At 56.3% G+C, this 16,095-nt stretch carries 14 protein-coding genes and 1 tRNA gene; 5 read left to right on the forward strand and 10 right to left on the reverse strand.

Features of this window, described 5'->3' with window-relative positions:
* Positions 1 to 194: 194 nt before the first annotated feature.
* Positions 195 to 2,324: a hypothetical protein gene (locus tag ENN68_00930; protein HDS44660.1), complete on the forward strand. Its 2,130-nt coding sequence runs from the start codon at positions 195 to 197 to the stop codon at positions 2,322 to 2,324.
* Positions 2,325 to 2,347: 23 nt separating this feature from the next.
* Here the strand turns inward: ENN68_00930 and ENN68_00935 are convergent, their stop codons facing one another.
* Complete coding sequence (locus tag ENN68_00935; protein HDS44661.1) at positions 2,348 to 3,253, reverse strand: TIGR00269 family protein; 906 nt, start codon at positions 3,251 to 3,253, stop codon at positions 2,348 to 2,350.
* Positions 3,254 to 3,324: 71 nt separating this feature from the next.
* Between ENN68_00935 and ENN68_00940 the strand changes: the two genes are divergently transcribed.
* Together ENN68_00940 and ENN68_00945 are read left to right on the forward strand one after the other, a co-directional pair.
* On the forward strand, positions 3,325 to 5,184 hold the full coding sequence (locus ENN68_00940; GenBank protein ID HDS44662.1) for a CBS domain-containing protein: 1,860 nt from the start codon (positions 3,325 to 3,327) through the stop codon (positions 5,182 to 5,184).
* Positions 5,090 to 7,117: a hypothetical protein gene (locus ENN68_00945; GenBank protein HDS44663.1), complete on the forward strand. Its 2,028-nt coding sequence runs from the start codon at positions 5,090 to 5,092 to the stop codon at positions 7,115 to 7,117. The genes ENN68_00940 and ENN68_00945 overlap by 95 nt, the downstream gene beginning before the upstream one ends.
* Positions 7,118 to 7,453: 336 nt before the next feature.
* Here ENN68_00945 and moaA read toward each other — a convergent pair whose 3' ends face one another.
* The 8 genes from moaA to ENN68_00985 all read right to left on the reverse strand — a co-directional run bounded on the left by moaA (position 7,454) and on the right by ENN68_00985 (position 12,973).
* Positions 7,454 to 8,419, reverse strand: a complete 966-nt coding sequence (moaA, locus tag ENN68_00950; GenBank protein ID HDS44664.1) for a GTP 3',8-cyclase MoaA — start codon at positions 8,417 to 8,419, stop codon at positions 7,454 to 7,456.
* 24 nt (positions 8,420 to 8,443) lie between these two features.
* A complete protein-coding gene (locus ENN68_00955; GenBank protein HDS44665.1) occupies positions 8,444 to 9,031 on the reverse strand; it encodes a site-2 protease family protein in 588 nt (195 codons plus the stop codon).
* A gap of 11 nt (positions 9,032 to 9,042) precedes the next feature.
* A tRNA-Gln gene (locus tag ENN68_00960) sits at positions 9,043 to 9,115 on the reverse strand.
* Positions 9,106 to 9,687, reverse strand: a complete 582-nt coding sequence (locus ENN68_00965) for a hypothetical protein (GenBank protein HDS44666.1) — start codon at positions 9,685 to 9,687, stop codon at positions 9,106 to 9,108. Before ENN68_00965 ends, ENN68_00960 begins: the two co-directional genes overlap by 10 nt.
* A gap of 192 nt (positions 9,688 to 9,879) precedes the next feature.
* Complete coding sequence (locus ENN68_00970) at positions 9,880 to 10,173, reverse strand: hypothetical protein (protein ID HDS44667.1); 294 nt, start codon at positions 10,171 to 10,173, stop codon at positions 9,880 to 9,882.
* Between the two features lie 413 nt (positions 10,174 to 10,586).
* A complete protein-coding gene (locus ENN68_00975) occupies positions 10,587 to 10,868 on the reverse strand; it encodes a hypothetical protein (GenBank protein HDS44668.1) in 282 nt (93 codons plus the stop codon).
* Positions 10,869 to 11,213: 345 nt separating this feature from the next.
* Positions 11,214 to 12,137 carry a prephenate dehydrogenase/arogenate dehydrogenase family protein gene (locus ENN68_00980; GenBank protein HDS44669.1) on the reverse strand — a complete coding sequence of 308 codons (924 nt, stop codon included), beginning with the start codon at positions 12,135 to 12,137 and terminating at the stop codon, positions 11,214 to 11,216.
* 74 nt (positions 12,138 to 12,211) lie between these two features.
* The gene (locus ENN68_00985; protein ID HDS44670.1) at positions 12,212 to 12,973 is read right to left on the reverse strand and encodes a DUF1614 domain-containing protein; all 762 of its coding nucleotides are present in this window, start codon (positions 12,971 to 12,973) and stop codon (positions 12,212 to 12,214) included.
* Positions 12,974 to 13,107: 134 nt separating this feature from the next.
* On the opposite strand from ENN68_00985, the gene larE reads away from it, so the two are divergent.
* A complete protein-coding gene (gene larE / locus ENN68_00990; GenBank protein HDS44671.1) occupies positions 13,108 to 13,920 on the forward strand; it encodes an ATP-dependent sacrificial sulfur transferase LarE in 813 nt (270 codons plus the stop codon).
* A gap of 18 nt (positions 13,921 to 13,938) precedes the next feature.
* Here larE and ENN68_00995 read toward each other — a convergent pair whose 3' ends face one another.
* Positions 13,939 to 15,849: a threonine--tRNA ligase gene (locus ENN68_00995; GenBank protein HDS44672.1), complete on the reverse strand. Its 1,911-nt coding sequence runs from the start codon at positions 15,847 to 15,849 to the stop codon at positions 13,939 to 13,941.
* An 84-nt stretch (positions 15,850 to 15,933) separates the two neighbouring features.
* Here ENN68_00995 and ENN68_01000 point away from each other — a divergent pair.
* Positions 15,934 to 16,095: YjbQ family protein (locus tag ENN68_01000; protein ID HDS44673.1), on the forward strand; the 162-nt coding region annotated here is incomplete at its 3' end.

Consider the following 16,095-nt stretch of genomic DNA (forward strand, 5'->3'; position numbering starts at 1 on the left):
AGCGGGGCTGTAAAGTAAATGGGTGCTGGCAGCAAATGTGACTCGAAAATTATCCCGCAGAGTGGAACATAGTGCTCGTGATGGGTGATTTAGATCACTAACCCCCAACAGCTTGACAGCCGCCGTAAAAGCGAAAGGTTTTAAAAGCAGAACCTTTCGTTGGTTTATATGGCCTGGGTGCCTTGGGGTAATAGGTGCGAGCGGTAACGATGCTGAAGCCAGCAGAGATGAGGGAGCTGCGCATTCTTGTCCTGGACAAAGACGTAGACAGTGTCATCAAACGGCTCGACGCGCTCAGGAACGTTCACATTACGGATATCAAGGACTTTCACGATGAGTGGTCAGGGCTGATCAAGCCTGCAAAAGCCGAGGAGACCGCACTGAAAGCTTCTGAGCTTCTCACGAGACTGGGTAGCCTGATCGCTTCACTTCGACACGCGGATATCGAGACTGCCGGTGCTCCCGGGGCGGAGGTGCGGGCATCCGGAGAAGAGATTGACCTTGATGCGATCGAACGCGAGTTCCGCGGCCTTGAGCAGACCGTTACGGGTTTAACGAGCGAGCAGGAGCAGTTACGGGACGCATTGGCGCGACCTCGGGAGCTCTTGAAGGTTATACGGATATTAGAAGGATTTGGCCTCGATCTGGATTTCATTGGCGAGAAGGAATTTACCGCGGTCTCTGTGGGCCGGGTAGCGAGTAAGAATCTCGATGAGCTGCGTACTGCACTCGAGACCGTTACCGGTGAGCAGCACGTTATCGTCACAAAACGGATAACGGGTGAAGGAGAAGCGGCCGGCTTCGACTACGCCGTTATTGCTACACTCACGAAGGATAAGGAGGAGGTGGCACGGGCGCTGCGCATGACGGACTTTGAGCCCTTCCACCTGCCCCTACGCGAGCTCCCCGCGAAGAGCTCGGACGCCAAGGCGGCGATCGAATCGGAGATCCAGCAGCTCGAGGCTCAGCTAAAGGAGAAAGAGCGCGCACTTGATGAGATCAGGGAGACGCGGCTCCACGACCTCCTGGAGATGCAGGAACTCGTTGCGATCGAGGAGAGTAAGGCGAAAGTGAAGGGCCTCTTTGGTGCGAGCGAACGGGTGCGCGTGCTCGAGGGCTGGACGCCGAAGGACGAGGTTAACGCCGTGGTCAACGGGATTAATAGCGAGGTGGCCGGTTTGAGCGTCATCGAAGTACGCGAGCCCAGGCGCGACGATGTGCGCGTGCCCACGTTATTGAAGAATCCGAAGCTGGTCAAGCCGTTTGAATCCATCATTCGCATGTACAGCCTGCCGTCGTACCGGGATATCGACCCGACGCTCGTTACGGCGATTCTATTCCCCGTGCTCTTCGGGCTTATGTTCCCTGATATCGGGCACGGCTTATTACTGCTTCTGCTGGGGGCGTTGATGCTCTTCGAAGTGAAGCTGAAGGGCCTCAAAGAGTGGGGCATGATCATTTCACTCTGCGGCATTTGTGCTATCGGCGGTGGTGTGCTCTTCGGCGAATTCTTCGGGTTCAGTGAATACGCCGCGCACCTGCTCCATTCGTCAATGCATATGGAGGTGCCACCTCTGTTGCATTCGCTCTTTATCCATGAACCGCTCTGGTTCGAGCCGATACCGAACGTAACCGGAATGTTTGTCATTACACTGTTAATCGGTGCACTGCACATGGGTCTTGGTGTGGCCTTCGGCGTGCGGAACAAGCTCGCCGATAAGGATATGCTCGGAACGGTCATCGAGATCGTCAAGATCTGGACGTTAATTGGCGCGCTCTATTTCCTGCTCATCCTGCTCATCTCCTCGGTCGCTGACTCGGAGATCGGGCTTATCATCGCTATTGCGAATGCACTGGGTAGTATCAACGTCATGCAGGGCTTTGTAGTGCTCGTTGCGGCCCCGATACTCGTGCTCTTCCTGCTCTGCTTCGTCATGGAAGTGAAGCACGAACGCGCGCACGGGAAGCTATCCTTCATCGATCTCTTTATCATTGCCATAACCGGTGTGATCGAGGCGGTACTGGAGAACTTCTTCAGATTCCTCGCGAATACCATCTCTTACGGCCGAATTCTCGCGCTCGCGTTAGCGCACGCGGCGCTGATCGAGGTCTTCATCCTCCTGACCTTCATGAGCTCCCAGATTAATATTGCGTTCGCCGCGATCGTCTTCATCCTCGGCACGGCGATCGTGGTGATTCTCGAGGCGATCATGTCCGGCATCCACGCGGTCAGGCTGCACTACTACGAATGGTTTACGAAATTCTATCACGGCGGCGGTATCGAATTCACGCCCTTCAAGTTCCGGCGGACGCTAACCCAGTAAGGGGCAGACGCACCTGCCGTTCCTCATTGCATCCGCTCGAGTATCGCGCACGCCTTGCAGATACGGGTTGCTGAGGCGTCACCACATCGCTCGCACCGCAGTAGTATTTGCGATGACTCTGCGTGCGGTAGAAATTCCGCCAGCCGCTGATAGCCACGCATCACCGCATATTTCGTCCCCGGATGCTTCCGTTCAAGCTCGTTCAGCATCCCCTTGACGCTGAACCGGAACGAGCGCGCAGCATAGGGGCACGATGCGGTGATGAGCGGGATGCCCGCGAGGAACGCGTAGAGCGCAATTTCCTTTTCAGGCACGTCTCGCAGGGGCTTGATGCGCGGAACAAATTCCTCACGACGCCCGTTCAGCCGTGCCAGCCGCTGGAGATCGCCCCGGAGATAATTGATCATGATCGTCTGCACTTCATCGTCCAGGTTGTGCGCGGTGGCCATCTTCGTGGCGCCCAGCTCCTTCGCCTTACGATCAAGCAGCTTCCGCCGCAGCACGCCACAGAACGTGCAGGGCGCCTGCTCGAACCCGCGCGATGCGATCTGATTAAGAGTCACGCCAAACTCCTCGGCGAACGAGAACCGGAAAAAATCCACGCCAAGCTGGTTCGCCAGCTGTTCAGCATGTGCGAGTGTGACCGCCCGAAAGCCGTATATACCTTCATCTACAGCGATCGCGAAGAAGGTTAAATCAGGGCGGTTATGAAAGAGTCGGGTGAGCATGAGGAGCAATGCAGAGCTGTCCTTGCCCCCGCTCAGGGCTATAGCGATCGTATCACCACGCTCCACCATCAGTCGTTTCCGCATCTCCCGCTTTACCTTCCGCTCAACGTCCTCGACGAAATGCACGTCGCAGAGATGGAGGCCTGAATAACGCTGATGGACGATTGCGGAATTGCTGCACGAGCGTTTGCTACAGTTCATCGGTCGGTGTACTATTTATGGGATGAGGGAAATAAGTAACAGAAACCGGGGTGAACGGGTGAGGCTGAGCGGTGGCATTAGAGATTCGATTCGTGGAAACATGGGCTAAACAGACGTTCTATTACGTAATCATCGGTATTTTAGTCGGTTTTGCCATCGTCGCCTTTTTTCTTACCCTTAATTTCCTGCAGCCACTGTTCCTGGAGTTCCTCGGCGGGTATCGCGCTCCTGCACCCCGGTACGAGCGCCATTTCTTCGTTTTCAGTCCTCTTTTTGGTGACGCGTTTGCAAACCTTTACGTGCTGCTGCTTCTGGCACTGCTCCCGGGGATCGGTGGCTTGATCGTTGGCTTGATCAAGTATACGCTGCTTCCGGTCGAGAACCCGGAGTTGCATGAGACTGACACGTTCATCGACGGATTTCACAACAGGAGCGGGATCGTTAGTGGCAGGAGCAGCCTGATTCGCAGCATCTGCTCTGTCCTGACCCTTAGTTCCGGCGGGAGCGCGGGCCGCGAGGGGCCGAGTGCGATGATCGGTGCCGCGATTGGCTCTTTCTGCTCTAAATTCCTCAAGGTGGGCGAACGTGAGCGGCGGAAGATCGTCGCTGCCGCTGCGGGCGCAGGCATCGCCGCGATCTTCAAATCGCCACTCGGCGGCGCGTTCTTCGGCATTGAAACCCTGTACAAGCGCGATATGGAAATAGAAGCGCTGGTGCCCGCGATCATCTGCTCCATCACGGCGTATATCGTCTCAAGCTCCTTTCTTGGTCTCGGACCTCTTTATGCGATCGGCGCGTACGATCTAGAAGCCCTTTTGAAGCCCGTTTCGCTCCTCCTCTTCCTGATCCTAGGGGTCGTGCTCGTGCCGTTCGTCTTCCTCTTCATCACGCTGCTGAATTTGTCGCGCTCGTTCTTCTTTGAGCATGTGCGCATTCACGACGCACTGAAACCGGCGATCGGCGGCTTACTGCTGGGCCTGCTCTTCCTCATCGGTTATTTCTTCATGTATCTTTGGGGCAATGGAGAGAAGGGTTTGGGGGTGGCAGGCGGCTTATTTGGCGGCGGTTACGGCTTCATCCAGCTGAGTTTCTACGGCGAACTTGCCGTGAGTGTGCTGGCCTTCGTTGCCGTGGCGAAGATCGTGGGCACAGCACTCACGCTGGGCTCAGGTGGGAGTGGCGGGTCGTTTCTGCCCTCGCTCACCATCGGCGCCGCTCTGGGCGGTGTATTCGGGCAAGTACTCAGCCTCCTCTTCCCTGAAACGGTAGAGGATCCCTGGCTCTTCTCGCTCATCGGTGCGGCTGCATTCCTCGGCGCGGCCGCCAATACGCCACTCACTGCACTCTTCATCGTCTCTGAGATCTCAGGTTCGTACGAACTGTTCGTGCCTGCATTGCTCGCCATCGTGCCCGCCTACTCACTCATACGGAAGCAGTCGGTCTATCCAGGGCAATATGAGCTGCGTAAAGATTCGCCTGCGCATCGGCGCGAATTTGCGATAGACATCCTCGAAGGCTTGCGGGTGCAAGATGCCTATACGAAGGATGTGCTCACCATACATAAGGCTACAACAGTAAAAGAGGCACTCTATTTCGCGGAGCAGACCGGACACATCACCTTCCCGGTCGTTGATGACGGGGGGAAGATGATCGGGATAACCACCGTTATCGATCTGGAGAAGGAGCGGGCGGATGGCTCGGAGTATAAGAAGGTGGAGCGAATGTGCGTAAATAAGGTCGTGGTGACTTATCCTGATGAGGCCCTCGAGGACGCGCTCCGTAAGATGGACACCTATCATGTGGGTCGCTTGCCAGTCGTGAAAGGGGAAAGCGAGGATGAGCGGAAAGAGCTGCTTGGGATCATTGGCAGGGCGGACATCATACGGGAGCACTTCCGAAAATGGGCGTATCTCAAAGCCGCCACGTCGTAAGCCTCGTCTACCAAAACGCGTCAGCTATTCGCCCGGCCGTGGCACGCGTGTGCGGAAACGAAATCCTAAAAACTTTTTGTACTCGCCTGTTATACTCGATAAACAGAGGGAGGGGGAAGAGAGCGGAAAAATGACGATAAAGGAGGAGTTACCGCCGGGGGCAGTACCGCCAGAGGAGATTCAGGAGACCAATGCGCTCGTCTCGTACACCTTTGCGGACATTTTTAAGTCGACCATCGGGCCGCTGGGGGCAAAGAAAATGATCACCAGCGCGGCGACGAAGATCGAAGCCGACGATCTGGTGACCAGCAACGGCTACAGCATCGCGCGCGAACTGGCGTTTACGCATCCTGCTGCTGATATCTTGATAACCGCAGGACTATCACAGGGCGAACGTGTGGGCGATGGTATCGCGACCGTGATGATCCTTACCGGCGAATTGGTCTGGCGCGGGTTCGAGCTGAAGAACCTGGGGATCCATCAGAACGTAATTGTAACCGGGTATGTAAAGGCCCTGGAACGTGCGCGCGAGGTATTGAACGAACTCGCAATACCGGTCGATATAGCGACGAGCGACGAGTACTTGCGATGCGTAGCGAAGACCGCATTGAAGAAGGGCGAGTACTGTGACGAGGAGCGATTGGTCGACACCGTCGTCGCGAGCATCAGACGAATCAGCGAAAGTGGCGAGCGTCCGATCGATGTCGATGAGGTCATTATCGAGGCGAAAGCCGGCGGCAGCGTGAGTGATACGGAATTCCTCGAGGGCCTGCTGGTAGACCGAAACGTTCTGGACGAACTCCCCACTGAGGTGGAGAACGCGAAGATCGCACTGCTCGATTTCCCCATTGAGCATAAGGAGCCCAGAATGAAGGGCAGAAAGGAGCTCCCCACCGGAACTGGTGCTCGCGAACGGAGCAGGGCGGGCGACACGGAAGGTGCCGTGGGGTATTACGTCAAGTTCACCAAAGCATCGCACTTCAAAGAGTTCCGCGATACGCGAGCGCGACTCTTTACCGCGATCATCGACGATGTGATCGCTTCGGGCGCGACCGTGGTCTGCTGCCGCTGGGGCGTTGACGACGACGCGCTTGATCGGTTCCGCCGGGCGGGGATCATGCTGATCAAGCGTGTGAAGATGACCGATTTGCGGCGGTTAGAGAAATCGACCAGGGGAAAGATCGTGCAGGCGGTCACCGACCTCACGCCGGATAAATTGGGCTCTGCCGGGCGCGTGGTCGAGCGCAGCGTGGGCAACGTCAAATTGGTCTTCTTCGAGGACTGCCCGTACAAGAAATCCTCCACGATTCTTATTCGGGGCGCGCATCTGCGGATCCTCGAGGGCATGGTTGGCGATATTAAGAGCGCGATGCACGCGGTTGCACGGCTATTCGACGATCCACGGATCGTACCGGGTGGTGGTGCGGCTGAGATCGAATGCGCAGCAGCGTTACGAACCTATGCACAGACGATCCCCACCAAGGAGCAATTAGCAATCAACGTCTTTGCTGACGCCCTTGAGTGCATCCCGAAAGCGATCGCGAAGAATAGTGGCATGGACATGATCGACACGCTTACCGAACTCCGAGCGGCGCACTACGCGGGGGAGTGCCGTGCGGGGATCTCGGGGAGTGAGAAGACCGTGAAGGCAGACCTTGTGGCAGAGGGCATCGTTGACCCGCTCTCGGTAAAACTACAAGCGTTAATCGGAGCGAGTTCTGCAGCCATGGGAATGATCAAGATCGATGACCTGCATATCGCGAGGAGCGCGGTAGATGAGGAAGCGTCGAATGTTGAGGCGCAGATCGCGGGCAGGACGAGGGAGCTGATCGAGACGGAACGCGAGCAGATGGAGTTCAAGTACAAGGGCGGGCGGTTGAAGTATCCGGGAACTGAGGGAACGAAGCCGACATCAGTCTATCGGCGGGATTAATGTTATAGGGTAGGAGAGCCACCCAGCTGTCCCACGAACGAACTCGGAACTACCGACACATATATGAATGAAAGCCGTGTCGCGGTTAGTTACGTTACGTTACTTCGCCCGCGTCACGGTCAACTCAATCTTCTCCCAGTTCGGGTTCACACCCCTCAGGACACAGACCGAACTGGCCATCGCCCGTCCGATAATATTCTGTACGAATTCCTTCGTCACTATCTCTTCGTCGTCAACCACGATCTTCAAATCTACGTTTTCATCCATCTTAATCATCTCACCTCGCTCTTTATTTAGTGCTGCTTGCTTTATTTTTGCTTTTATTTTATTAGCCCTTCACCGAAAATACGGCTCCCGATACCGCATCGCCAACCGCAACTGGTTGAGTATATGCGCCTCATCCGTGCGCTCGATAGGCACGAGATTGTCATCACGGAGCAAGCAAGGCTTCAGCTTGCCGTCCGAAGTCACGCGCAGCCGTGAGCAGTTAGCACAGAACTCCGTGTTATCGATCGGATGCACCACCTCCACCTCGACGCCGTCGATGAAGTACTTCTTCCTGCGCTGCATTCTTCTCGTGCGCGTCTCAGAAGCCTTCGATTTGAGCTCAGCCTCGAGCATGCGGAAATCCGCCTTGAACCGCTCCAGTGGCGGATTGAAGGACGGGATCAGCTCGATCGGCTGGAGGATGACCACGTTACCCCTGCCGCGCTCGTTACAGTCGCGCACGAACCGCATCATGTCCGCGATCTCGTTGTCGTTGATACCCCTGAGGAGTACCATGTTGAGCTTAATGGGTGTGAGCCCGAGGTCGATCGCGTGGTGAATGCCGGCGATCACGCGCGGCAGGTTGTGCTTCGAGCGCGTGACGAACTCGTATCGGTCCTCCTGCAAGGTATCGAGGCTGACATTCACCCGATCCAGGCCCGCGTCAACGAGCTCCGCTGCATACTCCTGTAGAAGCACACCGTTCGTCGTGATCGAGATATCATCCTCAAACGGCCGCATGCCCCGTATGATCTCGGCGAGGTCACGCCGCACCAGCGGCTCGCCGCCCGTGATCTTTATCTTCCGGATCCCGAAATGCTCGGAGGCAACGCGAGCGATGGCGATGGCCAGCTCGGGACTGATCTCCTCCCATTCCTGCTTCGGTCTGCTATCACCCTCGCGATGGCAGTAGATGCAGTTCAGAGGGCAGCGATCAGTAAGTGCAAACCGCAAGCTCCGGATTGCACGTCCGTAGGTATCCGCCAACCGTTCCTGAGCGCCGGTTGCCACTTCTTGTGAGTCTTGTGCGGTCATCTCGTTCTGCTGTAGACGCCACCATTACGTGCCGAGCATGCTGATGATAAGGGTGAGGATCGCGAGGCCGAGCGCGAGCCCGTAGACACCGGTGTTCCAGGCCAGGACCTTCTTGCCGTCGAGGATACTGAACGGGATAAGATTGAAGACCGCGAGCCAGGCGTTGATCGTCATGCCGAAGGTGCCGATCAAGCCAAGTACGCCCTGAGGTGCGAGCGAGAAGAGCCCGAAGAAGAGAAATGCCAGAAGCACGTTCGTCATCGGGCCGGCCAGGGCGATCTTCCCGTTCTCCGCACGTGTCAGGTACGGGTTGAAGATCATGACGGCGCCGGGAGCGACGAAGATGAAGCCGAGGAAGGCAGTGAAGATAGCGAGGAGCAGCATCTGTGGCGCCATGCGGAACTCGGACCACGCACCGAATCGTTGCGCAACAATCTTGTGTGCGAGCTCGTGCAGGATGAAGGCGAGACCAACCGTGACTGCGGAGATGGCGAAGACGGTGATCATATCGAGCGCGTGCCATCGCCTGAGGATGAGGGTAAAAGCGAAGGCTATGGCGAGCCATGCGATCACCAGATGCTTCAGCTCCGTCTCGCTCGTTTTCATAGGCATAGCTGTAACAATAGCCCGGGACGGATTCGAACCGACGTCACGAGGTCCAGAGCCTCGGATGATTGACCGCTACACTACCGGGCTATTTTCTTATCTCTGCTTCCGCGTATAAAAAACTTGGAAATATCGGCTTTATATTTCAAACCGAATGAGAACAGTGCGATGAGCAGGATAATCAGCTCGATACCACTGCTGATTATCGGTATCTCCGGGACGCTGGGTGTGGGCGTGGTAACGTAGACGAGCTCACCGACCGTTCCGGGCACGAGACAGGAGAAAAGCAGTGTTAAGCCCTGCTCGTTCACCCCGAGCCAGAACAGCGGGTTGTAACTCGCCGTGCTGAATGGATGAAGCAGGAAGACGCCGTTATAAAAGCCGTCGAGTGTGATGTGTGACGCGAGCAGTATCGAGGCGAAGATGAAGTAGCGATCCGGGAGAGCAGTGATGTGAAGCCGCTTATTGGCGAGCAGCACCAGCAGCGGCACAACGATGACGAAGAGATTGTGCAGGGTCGCGCGATGCACGCCAAGGTAAGAATCGAGATCGCTGATGAGCCCGAACGGGAGCAGGAGCAGCGCGGGCTTGAACTCGTCGTCCCTGAGAAACGAGGCGAGTATAAAGAGCGTGATGGCGAGATGGAGTCCGATACTGGGCATGGTCAGAATACTATTAGCACTGACGCTTTAAACTATATTACTTGCCTGACGTGAGCCGAGAGCACACGGTTGGTAAGACCGGAGAAAGAGCAACTGCTACGCTCTTCCCGGTCCTGAAGTCCCCATACTTAACGGATACAGCTCGCGCGATGTACGGAGAGTAAGGAGCTCCCGTGTGGTTCCGGCGATCACTTACTTCTTGAACTGGCTTTCCAGGTAATCGCCGATGAACGTGCCGATGATGAAGATGACCACGAGGATGATCACACTGATGAAGATGCCGATGACGCTCCCGGCGAAGAGGACGAGCCCGCCGACGGCAGAACCGAGATACGCGCCGGCGACGAAAGCGATAATCCCGAAGACGATGCCGATGATAATGCCGTAGATCGCGCCCTTCTTGAGCAGACCCCAGCGATCCTCCTTACCGGGCTTCGCGTACCCGTAGAACACGCCGATAATAAGAACCAGTAGCTCCAACCACATTTCTTTTTGCCACCTCCTAGCATAGCAACAGGTGAAGAAGCTATATAAACGTTGTGGATGATAGTGGCTTTTCCTCCTGCAGTCAAGTCAGCACCTGAGCCCCAAGCTTGCCTCTTTAGTCGCCCATTTTCACCAGTGTAAATTCAACAGCGGGGGAGTATGAAAGGCTGTTGGGGAATATACGTGCGCGCACGCATAACAGGATATTGATCGTTTTAATTCCTGGATATGCAGACTTTGTGCCTGCTCGTAACAGACACACAACAGGGAGTTATAAAAAAAAAGGCGTGTGAAAAAAAAATCACCACCTTCTGATTGTTTGTATATGATCAGCATGCCCCTAGCAGTCCTCTGCATCTCAGACATGCGACCATGTTCTTACTCGCTCACTCGTACGTACAGCTCAGACGCGTCTACTTCTTGAGCTTGCTCTCCAGGAAGTCACCGATGAACGTGCCGATGATGAAGACGATCGCAAAAAGGACCACGTTGATGAAGACGTTGACGAAACCTTTGCCGAAGGGGAAGAGCCAGCTTGGGAGAATGCCACCCGCGAAGAATCCGAGGAGTCCGAAGACAATGGCGAGGATAATGGCGTAGATTATCCCTTTCTTGAACAGTCCCCAGCGATCCTCTTTGCCCGGCTGCATGTATCCGTAGATCAATCCAAGGAAAAATCCGATCCAAAACAACATTTTTCGCTTTCACCTCCTATACTTCTATAATGCACAGTGGTTGAGGATCTATATAAAGGTTGCTGGAACTGCCGCCGCTAGAAATGAGGGCGTATACACGCTGTAGAAGCGATTGCTAGCGCTGGTACAGCGGATAAGAACGTAGCTATCGTGATAGTTAAGTACGCTTCTCGCAAATGCTGGGCGAGCAAGTTCGACCGGTATGAGCAGCAGCTCGCGGGGGAATGACGTTAGTAGTGAGACGGAGCCGAGAGGATCGTCTGGGCCAAGTTGACCAAGGAGACGGGACTGCAGAGTTCCTGCGTGGTATGAGCCAGGACCAGAGGAGTTTGAAGGTGTTGGGCCCTATGGTTTCGGAGGTGCCACATTCTTTACCAGCGAAAGGTTGACCTTCTCCTCGATGATACGGTCAGAGTCGCGCATTGCGCTCGCGGTATCCCCGAAATGCGCCTTCGCCGCCTCCAGCTCTGCGACGATCGCCGCCGCATCCCCCGCAGCAACGAGTTCGGCGAGTCGTGTAGCGGCAGTTATAAAGGTCTCATGCACCGCACGCATCTCCAGATTCGTCTGGATTTGCGCATAGAGCCTAGGGTCCTGATACAATAACCGGCCAACGAAATCGAGCACGACCGCGTACATCGGGCCCATGAATTTCCGTGCGCGAGCGACATCGAATCCTAGATTTTTTAGCGTGATCCCGAAAGCGAAGAGCACGAAATGCGGCAGCCCCTGGATAACCGCCATCAACGCATCATGCTCCTCAGCCGTAAGGCAGGTGATCTTCGCGCCGTTCCGCTCGAAGAGCGCCCGGATCTTTTCAGACAAGGGCCCCGAGCGAACGGGTACAAAGACCACCGGCATGCCCTTGAGACTCTTTGTTGAGGGCCCGAAGAGCGGATGTGTGCCCAGTACCTCCACCTCGTGCGCGGTACAGCGCTCCATCAGCGCCACCGGCGTCCGTTTCACCGAGCTGATATCCATGAAGAGCGAGCCGGGCGGGAGTGCAGGCCCTATACGCTCGATTACACGACTCGTAAGCTCGATCGGGACGGAAACGAGCACAATGTCTGCTGCAACAAACTCCGCTCGTAGCGCTGCTCGATCGGCCGTCAACACATCGGTCAGTGCGTACTCGACGCCCAGCTGCTTGGCTACCGCTGCGGTCTGGTCGCTGACATCCACGATGCGCACGGAGACGTCGTGCTCATTGAAGAACCGGGCGAACCACGCACCCATGGCGCCCGCGCCGCCGAGTATCGTTACCTGCATCGAAACAAACTCACCCTCACACTGTTTATCTATCGTATCGTTAATCAGGTAAAAACCAAGGTGCTTCAACTAACTTACGCCATACTGCCCAGCAGGAACGCCAGGAACGAGATGAGGTAAATGCTGTAGAAGCTGCCCACGCCGCCGAGATTGAAGAACGCGCTCCCGACCTCTCTTCGGGGCAGTGTAACCAGTGCTATGGCCATGGCGAGCAGTATGCCGAAGATGGCAGGCACGAAGATCAGCAGCCGAGCGACGAGCGCGAGTGGCAAATCGGGGGGTGCAAGTAACAGACCGAGCGGAATCGCGAAGAGGCCCGCGTAGCTCGGCACGATAATGCCCACGCCTGCCTTCACTTCGGTCACCATGAAGGTGATGAGCGCCACGAGCAGCGTGATCAAGCCGATCTCCAGCAGCGGGAGTGCGTACTCGTTCGCAGGATCAAAGAATCGCAGGAGATAGAGCGAGAAGACGAACGGGATGATGAACCCACCCATATTGAGCGTAATTCGCGTCCTGTACCGCCGTTCGGGATCTTTCTGCAGCTCTTCCAGAACCGGCACACCATACAGCTCACTGATGCAGCGCGCTTCATGCTCGCTGTACTCCGGTTTCTTCGTGCGGATCATGAGGATCGGGATCTCGATGAAGCTCGTAAGCAGCATGGCCAGAACGACAATAAAGAAGCCGAAACTCTTCTCAAAATCCTGGCTACCGCATAAAACAACGGTTGGTACAAGGAGCAGCCCGTAGAAGACCAGCGGCTTCACCTGCGGCTTGTTCACTATTTTTCTCATCGTTTTAAAAAGGTTGTTCCGCAATACTATATAAAACATACGCCTGAACGGGGCTGCAAAGTTAAGGGGTGCTACCGCACATTCGACTCGAAGAACATGCTACCGAGTGGACAATACCGCGGGTGATTTAGATCTTCAACCCCCTGCAGGTAGACAGCCCCGCCTGAACGGTCATGATAAGCAGAACGGCGAATGAGAAACGTGCGGTGCTAAGCATGAGCATACGGGAGCGCGGGAGGCTCTTGATTGCTTACTCGGGTGGTGTTGATAGCGGGCTCCTGCTGATACTCGCGTCCGAGTTGCTCGGTACTGATAAAGTATACGCGGTCACGCTCTCGAGTTCGCTCCTGCCGCAGCGCGAAGTGGCCGCGATCGAGCGTTTCGTGAAGGAGCAGGGCATCAGGCATCAATTCGTGCCCTTCCCCTGGCAGACGAACGAGACATTTATACGCAATCCACGAGCGCGCTGTTATTATTGTAAACGCGAGATGGCACGGCTCTTATACCAGATCGCGGCTGCAAAGGGTATCAGCATCGTTGCAGAAGGCGTTAACGCTTCCGATTACGAGGAAGACCGGCCAGGGCTTCGTGCGGCCACTGAGGCGGGCGTATGGCACCCGCTCGCGGAAGCGGGCCTGACGAAGCGCGAGGTGCGGGAGCTTGCAGCAGCAGTGGGGCTGCCGTTCGCGGCGAAGCCCGCCTCGCCCTGCCTGGCGACGCGTCTGGAATACGGAGAACGGCTCACGGCGGAGAAGTTAGCGCGGATCGAGTCGGCTGAGGCGTTTTTGCACGAGCTGGGCTTCATCCAGGTGCGGGTCAGACTGCATCGCGGCGGTCTGGCGCGGATAGAGGTTAGTAGAGACGAACTGAACGCCTTTTGCGATTACACGCTGCGCGAGCGCGTTTCGCGCGAATTGAAAGCGCTGGGGTTTCGCTACGTCACGCTCGATCTCGAGGGGTACCGGAGCGGAAGCATGGATACTTAGCTTGCTTGCTTCCGGTAGCTAACCTGCGAATTTCGCACGCTGCGACAACTTCACCGCGAGCGGCAGCGGTCTAAAGGGCTTATCCACGAGCTCTGCATCGAGTCGCGCTCTCAACTGGGAAACGGTCAATTCCGCTTTCTTCTGCTGCTGCTTCGTTGAGTCTGCCCGGATCGTCACGGCAAGGATCTGGCGCTCGACCTCCTGGTCTCCGATCACCGCAACGTAGGGTATCCAGTCTCGGCCCGCTTCCCTGATCTTCTTCGAGACCGTTTCATCGCGGTCATCGAGATCCACCCGTATGCCTTTGAAGTGTGGGAGGAGGTCTTCGATGTACGCTACATGTCGCTCGGCCACGGGTATGAACCGGAGCTGGGTCGGTGCGAGCCAGAGGGGGAGCACCGGCAGCGCACCCGCCTCCATCTCCAGATACGCCTTCTCCAGCAGCGCGTACATGCAACGCTCGATCGCGCCACTGGGCGAGCAGTGCAGGATGATCGGGCTCTTCAGGGTGCCGTCCGCATCGGTGAAGGTGATACCATATCGCTCCGCATTCTCGACATCGATCTGCACGGTGGAGAGCGCGGATGCCTTGCCGAGCGCATCCACGAAGTTGAATTCGAACTTGAGCACGAAATAGAAGAACCGCTGGTCCCAGCGCTCGATCAGCACCGGCCGACCTGCTTTCTGGATCAGACCGTCTAATAACGCCCTGCTATGCTCATCCTCGTAGAACTCGCGGGTATACCGTAGCGCGATCTCGTAGTCCGCGGGTGAGAAGCCGATCGCCGCGAGGGTGTGCATACAGAATTCGTACTGCTTCCTGAACTCCTCCAGGGCCTCGTCCATCTCTCGGCACAGCGTGTGCATGTCCGGCATGGTGAACTTACGTAACCGTCGCAGACCCACCAGCTCGCCCCGTTTCTCTTTCCTGAACGAAGGTGCAAGCTCGAAGATCTTCAAGGGTAAGTGCTTGTATGAGATGCTCGATTCGCTGCTCATGAGGAATTGCCCGAAGCAGGCAGCGAAGCGCAAGAAGAGGTCCGGCTTGCCGCCTTTACCCAGCAGCGAGTACTGCCGCGCGGGGAATCGCTCGAGGTAATCCTTCAATGACGGGTGGAGCGCGCTGTACATGATCGGGGTCTCCACCTCAACCGCGCCGTACTCGGCGACCGAATTTCGGACGTAATCTTCAATGAGCGACTTGATCAGCTTGCCTTTGGGGTAGAACCGCAAATTCCCGGGATCGGAAGAGGGCTCATAATCTGCGAGCTCCAGCCGTTTCATCAGCTCCACGTGCGGCGGGATCTTATCCACCTCACGCCGTTTCTCGCTCTCATACAGATAGAACTTCCGCAGATTATCATGCTGTGGTTCAAATACAAACGCATCGGTACCCACGAGGTTACCCCGCCCGTCTGCAATGAAGAACTGCGATATCGCCTTCTCCTCAGCCACCAGAGCCTTTGATTTCCGCTCTTCAGGTGCTGTTTCCGATTCCAAACCCTCTGCAACCGTAATTTTCCGCGAGAGCTCTGAGAGTGGATGGCCCTTGCAGCGCAGCGTGAAGGATTTGTACCAGCCAAAGGGCGCTCGTGTCACGGCCACATCGCGTGCACTCAGATCCGCTTCCAGGCGGCGGAGTAGCTCGATACTCGTCTCCGGCGACGCCAGCTCCGCGCTCAGATGCGCATACGGGTAGAGCACGATCCGTTCCGCATTGACCTGATCGGCGATTGCAAGCGTTTCGTTCGCTGCTTGCGCGACGATCGAGGGCACATTCGCCTCGTCCCCTTGCTCCACCGCGATGAACGCGACCAGAGCCTCGTCTAGGCGCGCGTTTTTCTGCCCTGGTTCAAGCGGCTCCGCGACCCGCGTCTTCTCCTTCGCTTCGTATTCTATAAAGTCCGCATGGATGAACAGCAGTTGCACTTTTTACACCTCGTCTGGGCTCATCAACAGGTTTTTCTCCCAAACTACATTTTAATGAAGAGCTATTAAAGATTGTATACGAGCATGGAGCGATTGGAGCTGCGAACGAAGGAGAGCATCGAGCTCATCGATATCACGGACGAGGTACAGCAGATCGTGCGCGCGAAACGTGTGGACTCAGGGATCTGCGTCGTCTTCTCCAGGCATACGACCACCGGGATCGTCATCAACGAGAACGAGCCCGGC

Source organism: Methanomicrobia archaeon (assembly GCA_011049045.1).
Classification (GTDB): domain Archaea; phylum Halobacteriota; class Syntropharchaeia; order Alkanophagales; family Methanospirareceae; genus JACGMN01.

Coding starts and splice junctions, on each gene's coding strand:
- ENN68_00935 (HDS44661.1), bottom strand. CDS start 3,253: ATGAACTGTAGCAAACGCTCGTGCAGCAATTCCGCAATCGTCCATCAG.
- ENN68_00945 (HDS44663.1), top strand. CDS start 5,090: ATGAGCGGAAAGAGCTGCTTGGGATCATTGGCAGGGCGGACATCATAC.
- moaA (HDS44664.1), bottom strand. CDS start 8,419: ATGACCGCACAAGACTCACAAGAAGTGGCAACCGGCGCTCAGGAACGG.
- ENN68_00955 (HDS44665.1), bottom strand. CDS start 9,031: ATGCCTATGAAAACGAGCGAGACGGAGCTGAAGCATCTGGTGATCGCA.
- ENN68_00965 (HDS44666.1), bottom strand. CDS start 9,687: ATGCCCAGTATCGGACTCCATCTCGCCATCACGCTCTTTATACTCGCC.
- ENN68_00970 (HDS44667.1), bottom strand. CDS start 10,173: ATGTGGTTGGAGCTACTGGTTCTTATTATCGGCGTGTTCTACGGGTAC.
- ENN68_00975 (HDS44668.1), bottom strand. CDS start 10,868: ATGTTGTTTTGGATCGGATTTTTCCTTGGATTGATCTACGGATACATG.
- ENN68_00980 (HDS44669.1), bottom strand. CDS start 12,137: ATGCAGGTAACGATACTCGGCGGCGCGGGCGCCATGGGTGCGTGGTTC.
- ENN68_00985 (HDS44670.1), bottom strand. CDS start 12,973: ATGTTTTATATAGTATTGCGGAACAACCTTTTTAAAACGATGAGAAAA.
- larE (HDS44671.1), top strand. CDS start 13,108: ATGATAAGCAGAACGGCGAATGAGAAACGTGCGGTGCTAAGCATGAGC.